Raw genomic sequence first — 22,856 nt, forward strand, 5'->3', positions numbered from 1 at the left:
CTGCTCTCTAAACTAAGTATTTTTCTAATCAATAGAATATGACTCCTGTTCGATTTTTAAATAAAACTTCCCCATTCCCTATTCCCTATTCCCTATTCCCTAGCAATGTGAATCTGATCGTTTAAAACGGCGTCAATATCATCTTCAGTAGTTAGGGGATTAGCAATCACCGCACGCAGGGCCAAAATAGAAATTTCTGTGCCAAAGCAAGTAGTTGTTTTCGTTGTCCGTGAAATAAAAGTACGACCAGCTTGCCGCTGGTTTTTCTGAAGACGCTCATTCCATTGATCGATTAGTTGATTATCAGTTTCACTCAACTGATTTATGCTACTAAGCCCTCTCAATGACTCCGGGATGTAGCGATAGATTAGAAGGTTTATATCCGGTTCTGCTAGCAACTCAAACTCTGGCATAGCACGGATACGCTCTGCCATATATTGAGTTTTCCGAATTCCTTCATCAATCAAAAATTCATATCCCTTAAGTCCGATTAGATTTAGTCCAGCATGTAAAAATAAAGCCATACCAGGTCGAGAACCTTCTAGGGCACGTTTACCTAAATCGAATGATCCCTCCCGCATAGTGTAGCTAGCTTGTTTTTCGATCGCTTTCGCTAAATGCGGATCGCGTAGAAAAACCATACCAATTCCCATTGGTAGATAAAGTTGTTTATGTCCATCAATAGTTACTGAATCAGCCTGTTCAATACCAGCAAGTTTATGGCGATGTTGTTCAGAAAAAATTAGTGGCCCGCCCCAGGCAGCATCTACATGAAAGTGAACATTAGCATCTTGTGCAATCTCTGCGATGTCTGCAAGGGAATCCACCCCACCGGAGTCTGTTGTCCCAGCAATGCCTACGATCGCAATAATATGTAGTTTCTTTGCACGACAATCGGCAACAGTTCGGCGCAGTTCTTTTATATTAACTCGATTGTTACAATCAGTAGATACTCTAATTAAACTATCCCTACCAATGCCTAAAAAGTCCGCAGCTTTATCAAAAGAGTAATGCATTAAATCTGAGCCAATAATCACCGCTCCTTTGTAGCCATAGAAATCTAAGGCTGCGGCTAAACCTTCTTTTTCTACACCAGAAAAGCCATATTTTGCTCCCAAGGAAGCATTACGGGCACACCAGAGGGCCGTGATATTTGCTACTGTTCCTCCCGAAACTAAGATTCCTAATGTACTTTGACTATTTTGAATATACTGTGTGTAGAAATTATCAGAAAAGTTGTAAATCAGTCGATGCATCATTGCCAAAGCTTCACGTTCATAGAAGCTTAGGGCTTTAGCGGTTTCTATCTTAACAGCGTTTTGATTCATCGCCGTCATCAGTTTCGCTAGAGGCCCCACAAAACTAGGGAGTGCAGAGGTCATGTGACCGATAAATCGTGGGGAAGATGTATGTATTGAATGGGCGACAACGTTGTTAGCTAAGTAATTGAAATAGCTTTCAAAACTTGAAGGATCAACAGGGGCTTTACTATTACTGAATTTTTCCACTAAACAATCAAGCTTAATATCAGTATTAGCATTGATTTCGCCTAAAAAATCATCTACTAAAGTAGCAACTTGCCTATCCATCTTTCCCTCTACTGAGGATGATTGACTTGATGGATCAAATAGTTGCATTACTTTTTTTTCTATCCCATAATGCAATGTTGGCTCCGTCATCAACAAGTTATTTTGACTAGGCATTTCTTGTTTACTCAATGTCATGTTTTATCCTTGAATAATCTAATATTTTTACTCTTTGAGGCAATGATTTGATTATCTATAGGAATCCGGTTTGATTCCTGAAATTATTTGCGTAGGGAGGGAACAGGGAACAGGTAACGGGGAACAGGGAAGAAGGAATAAAAGTGTACTGAGTTTTTTTCAAAAATCAAATACGAGTCCTATATGAAACTAACTTTCAATAGTCAAAGAATAGTCTCTTTGAGCTATTGAGATGGTAATCCTTTTTTATTTGCCGCTGCCCGATGATTTTGTCTGGCTTGTTTTTGGCGCTTTATTGAAACTGTCCTGTTTTCAGTTCGGTGAGAATGTTGTGAAAAAGCAAGTTGCTCACTTTGCTCTTGGCTTAAATACTTAGACATCTGGCTGATCGTGGGATATTGAAACATTTCAACATAGGATAAATCTCGCTGAAATATTTTTTGCATCTTGCTATGAACCTGAATCAAGAGTAAGGAATGACCACCAAGTTCAAAAAAGTTGTCATGGATGCCTAAATCCTGAATATGAAGTACTTCTTGCCAAATATTTACAACGGTTTGCTCCACTTCATTTCTAGGAGCAACATATACTGTATGTAAGTTTGGTCTTTGATAGGTTGAGAATAAATTTCCCTGGTTCGAGAATTCTGTATTTCGTAAAGATTCCAGCTTAATCCATTGGTCAATTCTAGCTTGCAAGTCTCCAGTTGAAACAACAACCTGAGAGATTTTAGACATTGATAACACACGTCTAAAAGTTTCTACACCTTTCTTTGGCGTCATGAAAAATTTAGGCAAAGTTTGTTCAATCTCTGTATCTTGTTGTTCTTCCCTAATGCCCCAATCATCCCAGTTTACACTAAACCAGGGACAAGAATTAGTAGTCTGATTATGCTTATGAACAAAGGCATCCATAAACAAGTTTGCTGCGGTATAGGAAATAAATCCTAAACCTCCTAACACAGATGCTAAAGAAGAGGTTAATAGACAAAAATCAAGCTCTTTTCCTTGGAAGAGTTTATCTAATAAAAATACTCCATATACTTTGGGTTGAAATTGCTTTTGAGCTTCAGCTTTAGAAGTCTGTTGAATAGAATGAAGTACAGCTTTGAGATTGCCCGCAGCATGGATGACACCATGAATTTTACCAAAGCGCTCAGTAGCGATCACGATCGCATTCTGCATTTGTTGTTCATCTACCACATCGGCGCTGATTACCAAAACCTCAGCACCTAAAGCCTCAAGTGCTTGCACTCTGCGGATCTGCTGGCTGACACGATCTTGTTCATCATGATTCGTCAACCATTGACACCACTGGTTTTTCTCAGGAAGACCCTTTCGCCCCAGCAAAATCAATTTAGCTTGTACTGTCTCGGCTAAATATTCCGCCAGTGCTAAACCAACCTTACCAAGTCCACCAGTGATTAGGTAAACGCCTTCTTTCCTCAACCTGGTTTTGCCAGCGGTCCTCTCTTCTAAGCGAACGGCTTCAAAGGTCTGTACCCAGCGATGATGTCCCCGGTAAGCAACTATTAAGTCTGTTGGCTGGGCTGTAAATTCTGCTAGTAAGTGGTCTATCAGTTTTTGTGATCCGGTGGTTCCAAATTCTGGAAGCACGACATCAAAGCTATAGCAGGCGATATTGGGATATTCCTGTGGAATCACCTTGCATGATCCTAACACCGTGATTTTCTCAGGACATAACCTCTCATCGCCAGTTACGTCGTGTACATCGCTGGTAATGACCATCAACTTGATAGGCTCAGTCATATTCCGTTGTGCCAGTGCCTGTGCCAAGAACATTAGACTGTAAAAACCGAGATTCTGGCAATCTTCAAAAAACTCATCCGGTGATTTGTTGCTGGGCAAAGTAGCGTTGGGTGTAACGCTCCAGAAATGGGCGAACGCTTGGGGGGTCAAATCTTGAGCTTGGAGCGCTTCCAATAAGGCATTATAATCACCCGGTTGCTGGGGATTAATAGTATATTCCCGGTCATTGAGTTGGGCAAATTGCTCTGCTACCTTGACAATAATTAGATCATGACCATATTGTTCCAATCGGTTTGCGATTTCGGCTCCAACTCCATAGGCATCAACAAAGACCAACCAGCATGACTTTTGTTTTACTAGTTCTTCTTGCTGAAAAACCTCAAGGGGCATGGATTCTTTCCAACGAGGAACATAGAACCAATCGGCAATATCTGGCTTTATGTCTAGCGTTTCTTGCGGCACCGTTGCTAGGGCAGCTTTTGGGTTTGCCTCAATCCAGTAGCGCTGACGCTCAAAAGGATAGGTTGGTAAAGGAATACGATGGCGTCGTTGATTGGCGTAAAAACCTGACCAATCCACTTGCACCCCCACAAGCCACAGGCGACCCAAGGTGTTAAGGAAAAATGCTGCATCCGACTGTTGCTCTTGTGGATGGGGAAGTGAGGTGAGCGCTGTCAATTCTTCTATCCAATGTTGTTTGGCAAAAGTGGTCAACGTCCGTCCAGGGCCTACTTCCACTAGGACGCGTTCATGTGCTTTAGTTAACTCAGCAATCCCCTCACTAAAACGCACAGGTTCTCTCAGATGCCTTGCCCAATAGTTGGGGTCTGTTGCTTCGGCTGTTGCGATCCAAGTCCCAGTCACATTAGAGATAAATGGAATTTGGGGAGAATTGAGTTTGACTTTTTGTAACGACTGGATGAAAGGCTCAACGATGGGTTCCATCATCTGGGAATGAAAAGCATGGGAAGTATGCAGCCGCCGACATCCTACGCCTTTTGTTTGTAATTGCTGTTGCAATTGTTCCACCGCTGCTGTTGGGCCCGAAACCACACAGTAGGAAGGGGCATTGATTGCAGCTAAAGATAATTCCTGCAAGAGCAAAGGTTGCACTTCCTGTTGCGGAAGTTGAATTGAGAGCATTCCCCCACTGGGGAGTTGCTGCATCAGTTTTCCTCTGTTCGCCACTAGTTCTAAGGCATCTTTGAGTGAGAAAACTCCGGCTAAAGTTGCGGCAACATATTCTCCAATGCTGTGACCAATCATCGCTTCAGGACGCACACCCGACGCCATCCACAACTGAGCGAGGGCGTATTCAATGACAAATAGTGCTGGTTGGGCAATAAAAGTCTGTTTTAGCTGCTCTGCTGCCTGTTGTTTCTGCACTTCAGTGGGATAAAGTACATGGCGCAGGTCGATATTTAGGTGTGGTTTCAGCAGTTGACTACAGTAATCAATTTGCTGTTTAAAGATAGGTTCACTCTGGTAGAGTTCCCTGCCCATATCTACGTACTGTGTCCCCTGCCCGGAAAACATAAACACTACAGAACGATTACGGGGTTCTTCGTAGTGGGTGAAGATTCGTTGTGGATCTTGAGTGGTTAGCACTTTTAGTGCATCTTCCATATCTTGACAAACCACCATCCGGCGATGCTTGAAAACCCGACGACCCACACTTAGAGTGTAAGCGACATCAGCCAGGTTTAAATTTGGATGCTGTTGCAGGTGAGCAAGTAGATTAGCTGTAGCAGTTTCCAGAGCTGTACTAGTCTTGGCAGAAAGCTGTAACAACTGCCAAGGACGAGCAGGATCAGATGGTTTAACGGCAGGGGCTTCTTCCAGAATCACATGAGCATTGGTGCCACCAATCCCAAAAGAACTAACTCCTGCCCGGTGAGGAATGCCATTAGTTTTCCACTCAGAGAGTGTGGTGTTGACGTAAAAAGGACTGTTGGCAAAATCTATTTCTGGATTAGGTTCTTGAAAGTGCAAGCTAGGTGGTATTTCCTTGTGTTTAAGTGCAAGGATAGTCTTGATGATACTTGCAACACCAGCTGCCCGATCGAGATGTCCAACATTGGTTTTTACCGAACCGATCGCACAGAAATTTTTATTTTGGGTGCTGGCACGAAAAGCTTTAGTCAGAGCTTGAATTTCAATCGGATCTCCTAAAGATGTCCCTGTTCCGTGGGTTTCTATATAGGTGACAGTATCGGGATCTACTCCTGCGTTAGCGATCGCCTCTACAATTACTTCTGCCTGACCATCGACGCTGGGTGCTGCATAACTAACTTTTAAAGACCCATCATTATTGATTGCAGAGCCTTTGATGATGGCATGAATACAATCACCATCTGCGATCGCATCCTCTAATCTTTTCAAGACTACAACTCCTACACCGCTACCGAAAATAGTTCCCTCAGCTTTGGCATCAAAGGCGCGGCAGTGACCATCAGGCGAAAGGATATCATTTTCTTGATATTTATAACCACTTTTGTGTGGCAAATTTATAGAAACGCCACCAGCTAAAGCCATATCACATTCGCTATTCAGCAAGTTTTGGCAAGCAATATGTATAGCAACTAATGAAGTTGAGCAAGCAGTTTGAATCGTGCAACTTGGCCCCTTCAAATTAAGTTTATAGGATACGCGTGTGGACAAATGATCTTTATCATTGCCAATTATCAGCAGTTGACCCGCTGATTCAACAACGTCAGGATTTGAATAAAGATTAAATAAGTATGCACTTATACTTGAGCCAGCATAAACTCCAATGGAACCTTCAGCATTGGCGTAACCAGCATTTTCTAGAGCTTCCCAAGCGGACTCTAAAAACAAGCGATGTTGTGGATCTATGACTTCTGCTTCCCTTGGATTAAAGCCAAAGAATGAAGCATCAAACAATTCTATATCTTCAATGATGGGTTTTGCTTTTATATAGTCAGGGTCACTCAGCACCGTAGCTTCTATCCCCAATTTTTGCAATTCTTCATCACTAAAAAAAGTAATTGACTCTATCCCATTTCGCAGATTTTGCCAATATTCATCAATATTTTTAGCTCCGGGAAATCTGCCAACCATGCCAATGATTGCGATGTCTAAGTTGTCAATCATTTAATTAATCCTAACTAATTTTTTTAATTACGAATTACGTTAGCGGAGCGGGGCGTTAGCCCATTACGAATTACGAATTATTTTAATGGCGCTGTTGCTGTAATTTTTTCTGTCTACGTTTTTCTCCACGAGACTTATTTTGATCAAAATGATTGATTTCGTTGGAATCAGAACTGAGAATTTCGGCAAGAGAATTTATAGTTGGTCTTTCGTAAATACTGACGATAGGAATCTCAATATTTAATTCTTCTTTTAACTTAGAAATAATCTGAACACTAATTAGAGAATTTCCTCCCAACTCAAAAAAGTTGTCATGGATACCTACTTGTTGAATACCAAGGATTTGTTGCCAGATGTTAGTGATTATTTGCTCTACCTTGTTCCGAGCAGGGATGTAATCATTCCCCAAATTAGGGCGAGAATGGAGTACTTGAGGCAGACTTGCTGATGCTAATTCCTCTTCTAGAAACTTGAAAGAATTACTCTGCTGAATTTGAGCCTGGATATCTCGTGTTGATACAACAACTTGAGGTAGTCTACTTTGGAGAATGCGGCTAAATGCATCAACACCCTCTTCAGGTGCTATCCCTTCTTTAAGGTATTCTTCACGTTCTTTCTTTAATTCTTCGTTCACCACTCCTGTATTTACTGCCATTCCGACCTCTTGCCAAGCACCCCAGTTAATAGATTGGGTGAACGTAGTACGCGTGGAGGTATTGCAGTGAGCAAAGGCATCAAGAAAAGCATTAGCAGCACAATAGTCTACCTGCCCAAATCTACCGAGAATTGAGCCTGAACTTAAGGCAGAACAAAGGATCAGAAAATCTAATTCAACGTCCTTGAAGATGCTGTCAAGGACTAATGTTCCTTGGACTTTGGGAGCTAAAACACTTGCCGCTACTTGGGGCGTTTTTAGTTGCATAATGCCTCCCCCAGCAATTCCGGCGGCATGGATGACACCATGAATTTTACCAAAGCGCTTAGTTACTGATGCGATCGCTAACTGCATTTGTTCAAGGTTAGCGACATCTGCCTTCTCTACTAAAACCTCAGCACCTAACCCTTTTAACACCTGCACTGCTCTGATTTTCTTGCTTACAGGATCTTGCTCATCATGAGTTATTAGCCATTTTTCCCACTCATCTGCTTGAGGAAGACCAGAACGTGATATCAACACTAGTTTAGCTTGCACTGTCTTGGCCAGATATTCTGCTAGTGTCAAACCAATACCTCCCAAGCCACCTGTAATTAGGTAGACTCCCCCTTGCTGTAATCGGGCTGTCCCTGGGCTAGCCTCTTCTAAGGAGACTGGTTCAAATGTTTGAACCCAGCGATGATGCTTACGATAAGCAACTACTGAGTCAGTTGGCTTGGTTGTAAATTCTGCTATTAGTTGATCGATCAATTTCTCCTGTTGCGATATTACAGATTCAGGAATAACAATATCAATATTGCGGCAAGTCATATTCGGATATTCTTGGGGGATTACTTTGCACGGCCCTAGTACCGTTGCCTTTTCGGGGCATGGGTTTTCCTCACCAGTCACATCGTGTATGTTGTTAGTCACCACTAGAATTTGCAGAGCATCTGTAATACTTTGTTGTCCAAGTGCTTGACTCAGAAAAAGTAAGCTGTAAAAGCTAACAGCCTGACTTGTTGCCAACGATTCAATTCCTGAAGATGTCTGATTGTTTGGCGTAATTACCCATAAATGAGCAATCATTTGTGGCATCAAATCTTGGCTACGAAGAACTTGGAACAAGGCTTCATAGTCATCTTTTTGTTGAGGGTTGATGCAATAAGAGCGATCGCACAGTTTGGTAAACTGCTCTCCTAAGCTGACAGTAATCACGTCTTGCCCTTGCTGTTGCAGACGTTTTACGAGGAGTGAACCCACTTCACATTTATCTACAAAGACTAACCAGCACAATTTCTGTTTTGACAGTTCTGTATTTTCAACAGATTCAAGTAGTCTGGACTGTTTCCAAACTGGGATGTAGAACCACTCAGCAATATTTGGCTTTTTGTGTAACGCTTTTTGGGGCGCAGTCACAAGGGCGTTTGATGATTGTGGTTCAACCCAGTATCTTTGTCGCTCAAATGGGTACGTCGGTAAGGGGATGCGGTGACGACGTTCAGTCGCATAAAAGCTAGACCAATCTATTTTTAAACCAGCAAGCCAGAGTTTACCCAGTATGTTGAGCAAAAAGGCAACATCCGATTGTTGTTCTTGGGGATGGCGCAAGGAAGAAAACACAATCGGTTGAGCAGGTTGTTCTGAATGCTGTCTAACTAAAGTACTTAATGTCCGTCCTGGCCCAACTTCCAGAAGGATTCGCTTTGGCTGTTGCAGCAACTCGGTAATTCCCTCAGCAAAGCGCACAGTTTGCCGTAGATGCTTTGCCCAATAGCTGGGATCAGTTGCTTCTGCGGCAGTAATCCATGTACCAGTGACGTTGGAAATAAAAGGAATTTGGGGAACTTTTAGGTTGATTTTTTGCACCAGTACCATGAACGGCTCGATGATTGGGTTCATCATCTGGGAATGAAAAGCACCAGAAGTATGCAGACGTCGACAATTAATCCCTTGCTTAGTTAATTTGTTGTGCAACTGATCAATTGCCAATTTTGATCCCGAAACTACGCACAATGATGGCCCGTTAATTGCAGCTAGGGAAAGTTCTTCGCCTAGCCAAGATTGCACTTCTTTCTCAGATTGAGGCACTACTAACATATCCCCAGAGGGCATCTGCTGCATTAGTTTTCCTCGCGCAGCTACCAGCGCCAATGCATCTTCTAGAGAGAATACGCCAGCAAGACAAGCTGCTACATACTCGCCAATGCTATGACCAATCATGGCTTCAGGATGCAATCCCCATGACATCCACAACTGAGCTAGGGCATACTCAATGACAAATAGGGCTGGTTGGGTAATATAAGTCTGCGTCAGCTGCTCCACTGCTGCTGTTGCTTGCTCTTTGCTGGGATATAGAATATTGCGTAGGTCTATCCCAATGGAGAATTTGAGTAATTCTGCACAATAATCAACCTGTTTTCGGAAAATTGGCTCATTTTGGTAGAGTTCTTTACCCATCTCCACATACTGGGCACCTTGACCAGGAAACATAAATATAACTTGTCGCTCACTGGGTTCGGTGAAGTGGCTGAAGACCCTTTGTGGCTCTTGGATTTCTAAAACTTTCACTGCATCGTCAATGTCTTGGCAAACTACGATTCGGCGATGTTCAAAGGCTTGACGACCCACCCCAAGGGTGTAAGCGACATCTGCCAAGTTGAGTTGAGGATGCTGCTTTAAGTGGTTAACTAAGTTTATTGTGGCAGTTTCTAGTGCAAAGCTAGTTTTGGCTGAAATTACCAATAAATTCTGTGAGCGTCCAGGACTAGATGGTTCCAGAATTGGGGCTTCTTCAAGAATTACATGGGCATTAGTGCCACCAATTCCAAAAGAACTAACCCCAGCGCGTCGAGGTTGTCCGTTCGATTTCCATTCTGAAAGCTTGTTATTAATATAGAATGGGCTGTTGATGAAATCTATCTGCGGATTGGGCTGCTGAAAGTGCAAACTGGGTGGTATTTGCTGGTGTTTGAGCGCCAGAACTGTCTTGATTAAACCCGCAATCCCAGCCGCAGTATCTAAGTGTCCAATGTTTGTCTTTACCGAACCAATAGCGCAGAAACCTTTTTTGTCAGTGGTAGCACGAAAAGATTTGGTTAGCGCTGCAATTTCAATGGGATCTCCGAGAGCAGTTCCGGTTCCATGAGCTTCTACATAACTAATCATGTCGGATTTCACCCTCGCTACGGCAAGAGCCTCGGCAATTACCTGAGCTTGACCATCGACGCTGGGAGCTGTGTAGCCAACTTTTTTAGAACCATCATTATTAATAGCTGAAGCCTTAATAATAGCGTGAATAAAATCTCCATCAGCGATCGCATCCTCTAATCGCTTTAAGACTACAATACCTACACCTTCGCCGCTGACAGTTCCCTTTGCCTTGGCATCAAAGGCACGGCAATGTCCATCGGGAGACAAAATTCCCCCTTCTTGATAAAAATAGCCAGCTTTTTCTGATCCAGATATGCAAACTCCACCCGCTAAGGCCAGATCGCATTCACGATCTAGCAAACTTTGACAGGCTAAATGTACAGCGACTAATGAAGTAGAACAACCAGTTTGGACAGTGATTGCTGAACCATTTAGATTTAATTTATAGGCGACTCGTGTAGCTAGGTTATCTGGGCGATTACTATGTCTAATTTCATCAAAACCAACAAGTTTTATTAATTCAGGGTTAGAAAAAATATTGAATAAAAAGTAACTGCTAACGCTGGCTCCACCATAAACACTAATTCTACCTTCATAGGTTTCAGAATTGTAGCCAGCACTTTCGAGCGCCTCCCAGGCAACTTCTAAGAAAAGCCGTTGCTGCGGATCGATGAGTTCTGCCGCTCTGGGAGAATAATTAAAGAAGGAAGCATCAAATAATTCTACGTCTTCCAGTTCAGCGTTTGCTTTAACATAGTTAGGGTTATTTAGGGTACTTTTGTCTACACCCGCAGACTCCAGTTCTATATCTGAAAAAACCGAAATTGATTCCACCCCATTCTGTAAATTCTGCCAAAACTCATCAAGATTTTTGGCTTTTGGGAAACGCCCATTTATACCTACAATGGCTATCTCATTAAAAATTTCTGAAGCCTCTAAATTGTTTTTCATTTTTCACTCCAGATTTTTTAATTTAAAGTTTTTGCCGAAACTGTGTTCTTAGTTGTCTTTCATTCATCCGACTTTTAGCTCTGTTATGGCTTTCTTCTAAAGAAGATTCTTCGCTTTTTTCTGGATTCAAGAACTTTACTAAAGAACTGATAGTAGGATGTTCAAATAAATCAGTTATGGATAAATCTTGATTAAAAAGTTGTCTCAGTTTGCTATGAATTTGCACAATGAGTAATGAATGTCCACCGAGTTCAAAGAAGTTATCATTAATACCAACTTTTTGCACATTCAGCGCCTCTTGCCAGATAATAGTGATCGCTTCTTCAATCTCTGTTTGAGGTGGCTGATAAGTTGCTTCTAATTCTGGGCGATAACCATCTGGTTCTGGTAAGGCACTGCGGTTCACCTTGCCATTTGGCATTAGTGGCAGCACTTTGAGAATCACGAAAGCCGAGGGCATCATATATTCCGGCAGTTTTTCTCTCACAAACCTGTGCATATTACTAACACTGGGTGTCTGTTTTTGCTTAGGAATAATATAGGCAATCAACCGCTTGTCTTCTCGCAGCAAAACCACAGCTTGTTGTACTTCTGGATGCTGACACAGCACCGTCTCAATCTCGGAGAGTTCAATCCGAAAGCCCCGGATTTTTACCTGATTATCTAGCCGTCCGATAAATTCAATGTTGCCATCAGGTAGGTAACGTGCTAAATCACCAGTTTTGTAAAGGCGATCGCATTTTGAATTTCCAAAGGTGTTGGCTATAAATCTCTCTGCGGTTAGTTCGGGCCGATTTAAATAACCCCGAACTAAAGAGGCTCCACCGATATACAATTCACCTGGCACACCAATGGGTACGGGTTGCAGCTGCTGATCTAACAGATAAATCTGTATATTCCCCAGTGGACGACCTAGTGGAACTGTTTTTGAATTATGACTAGCTTGGTTATTCTGAACGGCGAAGGTAGTAACACCTACGGTAGCTTCTGTTGGGCCGTAGTGATTGAAGATTAAGCAATCTGGTGCTTGCTGCTGAATCTGCTCGATTAAATCCCAAGTTGCAACTTCACCTCCCAGGATCAGTCTTTGGCGAGGCAGAATGGACTGGGATGGAGCGGATGCTAGGAGACTGGCAAGGTGGGAGGGGACAATTTTCAGACAGTCGATGGAATGTTGGCGGTTGTATTCAGCTAAGGCTGCTGAGTCAGCAACTCGCTGGGAGGATATGATATGCAGAGTGCCACCTGTACAAAGAGAAGGAAAGATAACGGTGTTACCCAAGTCTGCGGCTAAGGTAGAAACACTAGCGAAATTAGCTGCTGTGGGTAGATTTAATCTTTCTGTGATGCTATTGAGGTAATTAACTAGTTGCTGGTGTTCAATGGCTACTCCCTTTGGTTTGCCAGTGGAACCAGAGGTAAATACTACATAGACTAAATTTTCAGTCGTTACCTCACTGCTGGGATTATCATCGTCGTACTGAGAAATGATGTTCCAATCAGTATCTAAATTAATCACCAATGACGCTTGAGCATCCTGCAACCGGAAATCAAGACTTTCCTTTGGTAATGTTGGATCTAGTGGTAAATATGCTCCACCAGCCTTGAGGATGCCCAAAAGTCCAATAATCATTTCGAGCGATCGCTCTACACACAGCCCAACTATAACTTCCGGCTTGACTCCCAATGTTTGCAAGTAACGAGCTAGTTGATTAGCTTTGCGGTTCAGCTCTGCGTATGTTAGTTGCTGGTCTTCAAAGACAAGGGCAATGTTGTTAGGTGTTTTTTCTACTTGTTCTTCAAAAATCTGATGTATACATTTGTCTTTTGGATAATCAATCTGCGTTTGATTAAACTCAACTAGTAATTGTTGGCGATCGCTTTTACTGATTATATCTAATTGACTAATTTTTTTATCTGGATTGTTCGTAGCATGATTTAATAAAGTTTGAAAATGTCCAGCTAAACGTTGAATACTATCAGGTGAAAAATAATTGACATCATAGTAAAATTCTGCATTTAAAGTTTCACCATGCTGAGTACAAGTGAGTTTAACTTTAAATGGCTCAATACAGCTATAGTATTTTTCTAGCGAAAATGACACACTATTCGCAAAATGTTTTTCTGGTAGTTGCTCAAACTCAAAACCAATAGGAAATACTAAATTGTTTTCATTCCCTACAGATTCAGGAGTGTAATAATCTTGCCATTCTGTGTTATTAGTTAGGGTGTTTTCGTTAAGTTTTAAGACTTCTTGGAAGCATAAGTCTGGTGTGAGTTGACTTTTAATGGGAATCCAGGTGGCAATCAGTCCCAGTACTTCATGGAGTTCTTCATACTCCCTGCGATCGCTAGCCATACCGATGATAATTTCTGACTCTCCAATGAGCCGCCAAATTAGGGTTTGCCAACAGGCTAGTAGAACTACAACCGTTGAAGTATTATGCTTTCTAGCTAGGGTTGCAGCCTTTGCTGTGACATCAGGTGCGATCGTCAATCGAAAAGAGTCAAGCTGGAATTCTGTTTGTTTTGCAGCTTGGCTTTCAAAAGGCAGTCTTAATATAGTTTGGGAAGGCAACTTTTGCTCTTGCCAATATTTATGAGCTATTTCCGCATTCTCATCTTCGAGCAATTGATTTTGCCATTCTGAGAATTGGAGGTATTGTACAACTTCTTCTGATACTATTTCACTTTGTAAGCAAGCAGAGTATGAATAGCTGATTTCAGCTACTAAGTTTTTGAGTGTCCAGGTATCAGCACAAAGGGAAGGTAAACTGATTATTAAAATATATTTGTGCAGTGACAGCGTTAGTAGAGATGCAGACAAGAGCGGATCTTGCTCAAAGTCGAAATTTTGGCGTCTCTGTTGTTGAAAAATAGCTTCAAATTTAGCTTCTTGTTCCTGTGGTTCACAATCACTCAGATTGATTTCGTGCCATACCAGAACACTACTATCTGCTATAACCATGACTGGAATTTTGATACCTGACAAGCGACGAAAACTTGTCCGAAGAATTCCATGTCGATTGATGACTTGTTGTAAAGCGGCTTTTAAAACCTCTGGGTTGAGATTGCCTTCAAGGAAAATAGCACATTGAGTACAATAAGTTGAATTATATTGCTGTAATAACCAAAGACGCTTTTGTAAAGGGGAAAGCTGAAATCCGCTAACAGTTTTAGTAGGCATAGACTTTATTTATAATATGTTCAATATCTTCAAATACAAATCATTTTATCTGTCGTTGTACCATCTTAACCTAAACATATATGTATTAACTTTTTGCTATTGCTAAGAATAATCTATTTTGTTCAGTTTATATTTAGTAAAATAGCTATTGAAGTTTGCAAGTTTCTATTCGCATATTTAGTAAGCAAGAATTTTCAAAAAAGTATTCTATTGCCTCATTAAATAATTTCTAAAAATCAATTTATTCTTTTGAATTAGCTGATATTCTTAAATAAGAATTACTAATAAATATGAAATTGGATCAATTTCAATATGTCTTGATTTCGTATTATTTGCTGAAAAGTCAGTTTAGGAGAAAATTTTATCACAAACAAAAGTGATTTTAACAAATATTTACAACCATATTAGAGAAAACCAATAGCAAATAGAGCATTGCCTAACCAGGGAAATTTTATCATTAATGGTATCAGATAACCAACTTTTGGGCTATCTTGAATATAACTTTGGAAAACTATTTCTGAGTTCCATTTATCTGCCCAATGGTGTTGCAAGGTTATGCTGTCTTCAATGTTCTTCACATGATGCCACCAATCTGGTGGGATATTAATGATTTCTCCTTGGGTTAGTGTAAATTCTATTGGTTTTGCATTTGCGTAAAGTGGGAACTTTTCTATGTCCGGGTTGAACGTATCAACTTCTCCATCGTATACAAAATCTCCTTGGTCTGGTGAGAGCAAGACAACTCGCTTTTTCCCAGAAATTACTGCTATCCAAGCATTTAAATGATGAGAATCATAGTGAAGACCTATGGATGTATCTTTATGACCTATAAGGATATGACCTGGATAATAGTTGTATTTATTGCGAACCTCTTGTGGTATCTTATCAAGAATGTCCAGAAAGTATATTGGAGCTTTGTAGTCTTGTCGAAGATCAAGACGATTCTCAATTACCAGGCGTTCCAAGCATAGCAATTTATCACGTTCCTTAAGAGTCATGTAATCTAGGTAATCAGCAATAGTCATGGGAGATTTAGTTAGAGTCGCGCAATCCATCACTTGACCCACAGATGATCCGTACTCTGTCCTGAAGAAATCCATAGTCCACTTGGTTGAAGCTTTCCAGTCTTTCATCGCGTCAGTGATAATCACAGGCTTTCCAACAGATGCATATTCTCGAACGAACTCATCATAAGAGAGGTTGCAGCGACGATCAATAGAAGAAATAGGCGTCCATATCAACTTACTTTTTTTCTTGCGCCACGTGAGGTACATGACTAAACTTATGACAGCAGTTAACGTAATTAGGGCAAAAATAAGTTCCATAATATTGGGGAAGAAAAAAGATGATTGTATAGTCATAATCAAATGCAATTAATTAGTGATTTTATAATTTGTGGTTGAAGAGATAATATTTTACTTCGCTAGTATAGTTTCTTCACTATCTTCAACTACAAATCATTTCCCCCATCGCCACTACAATCTTGCGTTGCCCTACATAAGGATAACGTCCGTGTGCAGCCAGCATATTATCTAGCATCAAAATATCTCCTTGCTGCCAAGAAAAGCTAGTTTCTGCCTGATGATAAACTTCATTAATTTCTGCAATAACTGAGTCTTCTATAGAAGTTCCATCACCATAATAAACATTACGTGGTAGCCTCTGTTCTCCAAATAAAGACAACAAAGATTCTCGAACTTCTACATCCAAATAGGCGATGTGATGTAACTGGATTTGATTGAAAAATACTCTGTCACTTGTTTTCGGATGTACCGCGATCGCTGGACGAATTTGGCGAGTTATTAAACTCTTATTATCATACCATTCACAAGTCACCCTAGCCTGACGACAGTAATTTTCTACTACAGATTTATCATTGGTATGGAAAAAGTCTTGCCAGCTTACATCTAAATCATCGGTGTAGTTGCGGACGTACATTAATTGTTTTTCAGCTAATCGTTCTCGCAACTGAGGATTGAGTATTTGGTAAGCTTGGCGACAGTCGATAATCGGCGTTTCTCCACCTTGTTGTGCTGGTTGTACACAGAAGAACCAAATTTTTAAAGGCCAGCAATGTAAGTGAGAACTTTCATTATGGAAGAGGATAGCTTTATCGGCTGGATAAGGAGTGGAACCATAAACTTTACTCCCTTCTACAGCACGAGGTAAATCGCCATATTCACTAAATAATTCTGGACAAATCCCTTGAGCAACGCTTTCAAATACCGAAACGGAATTTACATGAAAATTTCTAAATAGAATAGCTCCGTGTTTTAACAATTCTGTCTCTATAAATTTCCGATTCGTTTTAGCCCAATCTCCCAAATCAATCTCGTCAGTATCAGGCTGAATTACTAGAGGAAATGTTTGCCCAGTTTGCAGATAGGATGTCTTAATTAATTTTTCTGGTGATAGGGTGACAGCCTTGGGAGCAATACTAATAAATTTTTCTCGATTGAAAGCTTTCCGCTCTTGTTTTTGCATAGTTTGTTGCTTGTTTTCAGCTTCGGTCAGCATTTCTAGACTGTTGATTCGGGCATCAGGTTCGGAGATAATGCTATTGAGTAATGTCTTGAAATGATCTGTCATGCGAGTTATGATGCTGGTTTCAAAAAGGTCAGCATTGTATTGCCAGTTTCCGACGATACCTTGATCTGTTTCTGTCAGAAATAGTGCTAAATCAAACTTTGCTATTTCGTTTTTAACCTCCAATAAACTTAATGTCAGTCCTGGCAATTCTAATGGTGGCATCGGAGCATTCTGAAGGACAAATAACACCTGAAATAGTGAGGGTGTGTTGCTCAAATTCCGCTCTGGTTGCAATGCCTTCACTAATTGATCGAAGGGCAAATCTTGATGAGTGTATGCTCCTAATGCAACTTGGCGCACTCGTTTAAGTAACTCTCGAAAACTGGGGTTTCCAGCAAGATCAGTGCGTAAAACAAGTAGGTTGACAAAAAAACCAATTAATGATTCAGTCTCAGGTTGGTTACGGTTAGCGACATCAGTACCTACAACGATGTCATCCTGATTTGTATAGCGTTGTAGCAACACTTGAAAACCTGCCAGCAGAGTCATGAACAAAGTGACACCCTCTTGACGCGAGAGTGCTTGAAGTGCTTTGAACTCTTTGGCGGGAATTAAAAAAGATGAAGTGTCACCTAGATTAGTTTTCACTTCTGCACGGGGACGAGTTGTAGGCAATTTCATTACAGGGAGATTACTTAATTGCTTCTTCCAATAGGCGAGTTGGGTTTCTAAAACATCACCTTGTAACCACTGTCGTTGCCACGCTGCAAAGTCTGCATACTGAATAGCCAATTCTGGAAGCGGGGAGGGTTTTCCAGCAGAGAAGGCTTCATACAGTGCTACTAATTCCTGAACAAACACGCCCATTGACCAACCATCTGAAACAATATGGTGGATGGTGAACAATACTATATACTCTTGCTCGTGAATATGCAGGAGAGTGCATCTTAGTAATGGGCCTTGAACTAAGTCAAAGCAGTGTTGCGATTCTTCTATGATTAGTTGTTGAACAAGAGCTTCTCTCTGTGCTTCTGGCAATTCCCGCAAATCCACTACTGGTAGTCTAACTCTTAGGCTGGAAGCGATCGCCTGAAAGGGTTGTCCATTTACCAGATGGAAGGTAGTACGTAAGGCTTCATGGCGATATACGATTTCAGCAAAAGCTTCCTCCAGCGCAGCCACATTCAACAAACCAACGAAGCGCACGGCAATTGGTATGTTGTAAATAGCGCTGCCTGGTTGTAATTGCTCCAGCAACCATAGTCTGGCTTGAGCGAAGGAAAGAGGTAGATTTTTGGCTCTAGAGACGCGCCCAATGGTAGGAGACTGTTGTCCCAATTCTGCTTTGATCACCTCCTCGATACTTTTGGCTAATTCAACCACTGTCGGGGACTCAAATAAGCGATGTAGCGATAGGTTTATCTCGAAAGCTTTATTTATGCGAGAAATTACTTGTGTCGCCAACAAGGAATGCCCGCCTAACTCAAAGAAATTGTCATAAATACTTATTTGTTCCCGATTCAGAACTTGAACCCAAATGCCAGCTACCACTTCTTCAAATGGATTCTGAGGTGCGACAAAAACTTTTTCTAGGTGGGATCTACTAATATCAGGTGCAGGTAGCGCTTTCCGGTCAACTTTACCATTGGGTGTGAGTGGTAGGGCTTCTAACATCACAAAAGCACTTGGCATCATGTAGCTTGGCAACTTCGACTCTAAAAAGTTGCGTAGCCCCGGTGATATTTGACGCTGTGAAATTTGCTCAGTTTGCAATTTCGTCGTCTCCTCACCCGATCGCTGATGTTCTGGGTTCTGCACTAAATAAGCTACCAAGGACTTCCCTTCAGAGGAGTCTTCTTGAGCTATAACCACACTTTCTCGCACCTCTGGGTATTGGCTGATGACAAACTCGATTTCTCCCAATTCAATGCGGAAACCACGGACTTTTACTTGGTTATCAATACGCCCCAAGTATTCAATGTTGCCATCAGGTAGATAACGGGCTAAATCCCCAGTTTTGTACAGACGTGCAGACTGTTGAATACTAAAAGGGTGAGGGATAAATTTTTCTGCTGTCAAATCGGGACGGTTTAAGTAACCTCGTGCCAATTGGACACCACCTACATATATTTCACCGATTACACCTAGAGGAACAGGTTGCTTATTGGTATCTAGTATATGTATCTGGGTATTAGCAATTGGGCGACCAATTAAAACAGATGCCGTTTGGGGTGTTTGTGGGGTAATCTTGCCACAAGTAACATCCGCAGATACCTCCGATGAACCGTAAAGGTTTAACAAGGTACTATCCGGTAAACTCTGCTGAAATTGTACTAGGAGATCGGTAGATAGTGCTTCACCACTGCTAACCCACAACTTTAACTTGGGTAACTGCAACTGTAAAAGATTATATGTATTTAATAATATACGTAATAAAGAAGGCACAAGTACTAATCGTGTTACATTGTTGTTTGCAAGACTAGTTACAAACTGTTGTGGATCTTTAACAACTTGCTCTGGCACAATTACTGTGGTTATTCCTTGAAGTAAAGGGACAAAGATTTCCCAAACTGAATCTACAAAGTTTAAGGATGTCTTTTGACAACAAACCTCTTCTTCAGTGAAGGGATGAAATTTCCACATCCAATGAAACCGATTGACTGCACCTTGATGAAGACCAAGCACTCCCTTGGATTTGCCTGTGGAGCCAGAGGTATAAATTACATAAGCTAAATTATTAACTGTATTCGTATTTATCGGGTTAGTTTGGCTTTCTTGAGCAATCTGATCCCAATGTGTGTCTAAGCAAACTATATGTGCTTTATGTGTTGGTAATTGTTCAACTAAGGACTGCTGAGTTAGCAGAATTGGTAGTTGAGTATCAAACAACATATAAGCCAAGCGTTCTTGGGGATAATTAGGGTCTATAGGTACGTATGCACCACCTGCTTTCAGGATAGCTAATAGACTAATGACCATAGAGAGCGATCGCTCTACACAAATCCCGACTAATACCTCTGGTTTTACTCCCAGTCGTTGCAGGTAGTGTGCTAGTTGGTTAGCTCTAGCATTCAGTTCGTAGTAGGTTAATTGTTTATCCTCAAATACTACTGCTACTGCATCAGGTGTGCGTTCTACTTGCGCTTCAAACAACTGATGAATACATTGTTGTTGAGGATATTCAACCTGAGTGTTATTCCACTCCACTAGCTGCTGATGTAACTCATCTGCCGTTAATAGTGGTAAATCAGATAATTTTGCTTGTGGATTTGCAACAATCCCTTCTAGCAAAGTACAAAAATGCTCTACTATCCGAGTAATAGTTTCAGCATCAAACAAGTCGGTATTGTATTCTAAGCAGCCCCTCAACTTTGGCTGTGCATCCACTAAGTACAGAGTTAAATCAAATTTGGCAGTCTGACCGTGCGTTGGGAGCCAATTTAGAGTCAAACCAGGTAGTGTCAGTTCCTTTTGAGTATCTTCCTGCCAAGCAAACATCACCTGAAACAAAGGCATCTGACTGAGATTTCTATCTGGCTGAAGTTCTTCCACTAATTGCTCGAAAGGTATATCTGCATGAGCATAAGCACCCACGCATACCTCGCGCACTCTATTCAACAATTCTAAAAAACTTGGATTCCCAGAAAGATAAGTCCGCAGCACCAGGGTATTTACAAAAAAACCAATCAGCCCTTGAATCTCACTTTGGTTGCGGTTAGCAATTGGGGAGCCAACGCAAATATCTTCTTGCCCTGTATAACGGTACAGTAAAGCTTGAAATGCTCCCAGTAGCGTCATAAACAAGGTTACTCCTTCCTGATTGCTCAGGGATCTGAGCATATCAGTTAGACTTGCTGATAACTCAAAAGAAGCAACTGCGCCTCGGAAGCTTTGGACTGGTGGTCGTGGGCGATCTGTGGGCAAAGCTAAAGTTGAAGCACCTGTCAATTGTTGCTTCCAATAATTAAGTTGCGTCTTTTGTAATTCCCCTTGTAACCACTGACGCTGCCAAATAGCAAAGTCTGCGTATTGAATAGAGATATCAGGCAAGGTAGATGCTTTGTCGGTGGAGAAGGCTTCATAGAGTCCTGCTAGTTCACGGATTAGCACTCCTATAGACCAACCATCAACGGCAATGTGGTGGATTGTGAATAGCAGCAAGTATTCTTCGACGCCTGTTTGTAGCAGCATAGCTCGCAGCAACGGGCCAGTCACTAAATCAAAAGGTTTTTGAGCTATCTCTGTTGTTAACCGTTCAACTTGTGCTTGCCGTTCCGCTTCTGGGATCGAGAGCAAGTTTACCAGTGGCAGCGTCACAGTTACAGCAGGATGAATAATTTGAATTGCTTGTTCCTCAAGCATCTCAAAAGTAGTACGTAACGCTTCATGGCGTCGCACAATCTCGTTGAGACTTCGCTCTAACGCATCTACGTTAAGCGCACCTACAAGCTGTACACACGCTAGTTCGCTATAGTAAGGATTGTCGATATCTAACTGTTGAAGAAACCACAGCCGTTGTTGGGCAAAAGATAGGGGAGCAGGACTAATTTGAGAACGTTTTGAAATAACTTCTAATTGAGAGCGAGAGTCAACTTCACCGCGCAATCGCTTTGTGAGAAGCTCCTGTTGAGCGAGTGAAAGCTTTGATCGTCGTTTTAAAATTTCATCTTTTTTTATATCCATAATCCCCCCTATCAAACTACGAGAACTAGCAATGCTTTTTAATCTATAACTTTGACCTTTACATAATCAGGGATAGGCTGTATTCGCGTTAGCTGATTTTCTAAAATTAGCAAATTTCCACTTTTATCAATTTCTTGAAACCCTGCAAACTTATAAGATATATACATCATCCGATTACGATTATTAGAAACAAACTCAGCCCGTAAGCGAACATTATTCTTCTTAGCCAATGTCATAATATGATTTAGCATAATTGTGCCAACACCTCTGGACATAACCCGACAAGACATCAGCAAAAGCTTTAGAGTCCACACAACCTCTGCACATTCTACAAGAGCTAACCCAATTTTTCCATAACTACCATATTTATCTTCTAAACTAGCAATCAGTATTTTATGCCGATCAGATTTTCGGAAATGATTCAATTCGTTATATGAATATGTATAACCAGTTGTATTTAATTGATTAGTTCTTACTGTTAACTCTTCGGCTCTTTGTAAATCATCCTCTTGAGCAGTGGAGATAGTAAAAGTCATATTAAGTGTAGCTAAAAATTCATCTTGAGTCCCAATAAATTCTTTTTCAGAATTATTTCGCTCAATATCACTAATATACATTAGTCTTCTCAGTTTAGAATCCTCTGTAATAAAACGAGGATTTATTTCTGGTTTATCTAAAAGATGCGTTAGATCAGTTACATTAATACAAAGTACTTCAGGAAGTGAGAAATTGACTTCTTCAAGTTCAAATAACTGGTCATCGATAAAGGCAAATGTATCTATACTCAGATTAAGTGACTTAGCAATTTCTTGAATAGAACTCGATTTGGAGTTCCAATTGATTTGGGGATAGAGAAAATATTCGTCTAGCCCAAACTCCTGGATTTTCTCCATTGCTCTGGCATGGTCATTTTTACTGGCAATCGACTGCAAAATACCTCGGACATCTAATGTTTTGATAATATCGACTACCTCGTTTCGCAGGTAAACACAGTCATCCTCTAACAAAACACCATCCCAAAGGGTATTATCTAAATCCCAAACTACGCATTTAATAGCTTTTTGATCGACTTGCCGATCATTTAAAATTTCAATGTTTGTGCTAATCATATT

Annotated in this window: 7 protein-coding genes; all 7 read right to left on the bottom strand. The window is 41.1% G+C overall.

Features of this window, described 5'->3' with window-relative positions:
* Nucleotides 1–92: 92 nt before the first annotated feature.
* Nucleotides 93–1,724, bottom strand: coding sequence for a pyridoxal-dependent aspartate 1-decarboxylase PanP (gene panP, locus RM049_RS15215; RefSeq protein ID WP_322704769.1), 1,632 nt, complete (start codon nucleotides 1,722–1,724; stop codon nucleotides 93–95).
* Nucleotides 1,725–1,948: 224 nt separating this feature from the next.
* Nucleotides 1,949–6,607: an SDR family oxidoreductase gene (locus RM049_RS15220; RefSeq protein ID WP_322704770.1), complete on the bottom strand. Its 4,659-nt coding sequence runs from the start codon at nucleotides 6,605–6,607 to the stop codon at nucleotides 1,949–1,951.
* An 82-nt stretch (nucleotides 6,608–6,689) separates the two neighbouring features.
* A complete protein-coding gene (locus RM049_RS15225) occupies nucleotides 6,690–11,345 on the bottom strand; it encodes a polyketide synthase (RefSeq protein WP_322704771.1) in 4,656 nt (1,551 codons plus the stop codon).
* Nucleotides 11,346–11,367: 22 nt separating this feature from the next.
* On the bottom strand, nucleotides 11,368–14,532 hold the full coding sequence (locus tag RM049_RS15230; RefSeq protein ID WP_322704772.1) for an amino acid adenylation domain-containing protein: 3,165 nt from the start codon (nucleotides 14,530–14,532) through the stop codon (nucleotides 11,368–11,370).
* Nucleotides 14,533–14,936: 404 nt separating this feature from the next.
* Nucleotides 14,937–15,893, bottom strand: coding sequence for a cupin-like domain-containing protein (locus RM049_RS15235; protein ID WP_322704773.1), 957 nt, complete (start codon nucleotides 15,891–15,893; stop codon nucleotides 14,937–14,939).
* 85 nt (nucleotides 15,894–15,978) lie between these two features.
* The gene (locus RM049_RS15240; RefSeq protein ID WP_322704774.1) at nucleotides 15,979–21,744 is read right to left on the bottom strand and encodes a non-ribosomal peptide synthetase; all 5,766 of its coding nucleotides are present in this window, start codon (nucleotides 21,742–21,744) and stop codon (nucleotides 15,979–15,981) included.
* Between the two features lie 38 nt (nucleotides 21,745–21,782).
* Nucleotides 21,783–22,853 carry an HAD-IIIC family phosphatase gene (locus tag RM049_RS15245; RefSeq protein ID WP_322704775.1) on the bottom strand — a complete coding sequence of 357 codons (1,071 nt, stop codon included), beginning with the start codon at nucleotides 22,851–22,853 and terminating at the stop codon, nucleotides 21,783–21,785.
* Nucleotides 22,854–22,856 lie beyond the last annotated feature (3 nt).

Source organism: Nostoc sp. DedQUE04 (genome assembly GCF_034530995.1).
Taxonomy (GTDB): domain Bacteria; phylum Cyanobacteriota; class Cyanobacteriia; order Cyanobacteriales; family Nostocaceae; genus Nostoc.

Excerpts from the sequence above, each read along its gene's own strand:
- panP (WP_322704769.1), bottom strand. The coding sequence starts at position 1,724 with ATGACATTGAGTAAACAAGAAATGCCTAGTCAAAATAACTTGTTGATG.
- RM049_RS15220 (WP_322704770.1), bottom strand. The coding sequence starts at position 6,607 with ATGATTGACAACTTAGACATCGCAATCATTGGCATGGTTGGCAGATTT.
- RM049_RS15225 (WP_322704771.1), bottom strand. The coding sequence starts at position 11,345 with ATGAAAAACAATTTAGAGGCTTCAGAAATTTTTAATGAGATAGCCATT.
- RM049_RS15230 (WP_322704772.1), bottom strand. The coding sequence starts at position 14,532 with ATGCCTACTAAAACTGTTAGCGGATTTCAGCTTTCCCCTTTACAAAAG.
- RM049_RS15235 (WP_322704773.1), bottom strand. The coding sequence starts at position 15,893 with ATGACTATACAATCATCTTTTTTCTTCCCCAATATTATGGAACTTATT.
- RM049_RS15240 (WP_322704774.1), bottom strand. The coding sequence starts at position 21,744 with ATGGATATAAAAAAAGATGAAATTTTAAAACGACGATCAAAGCTTTCA.
- RM049_RS15245 (WP_322704775.1), bottom strand. The coding sequence starts at position 22,853 with ATGATTAGCACAAACATTGAAATTTTAAATGATCGGCAAGTCGATCAA.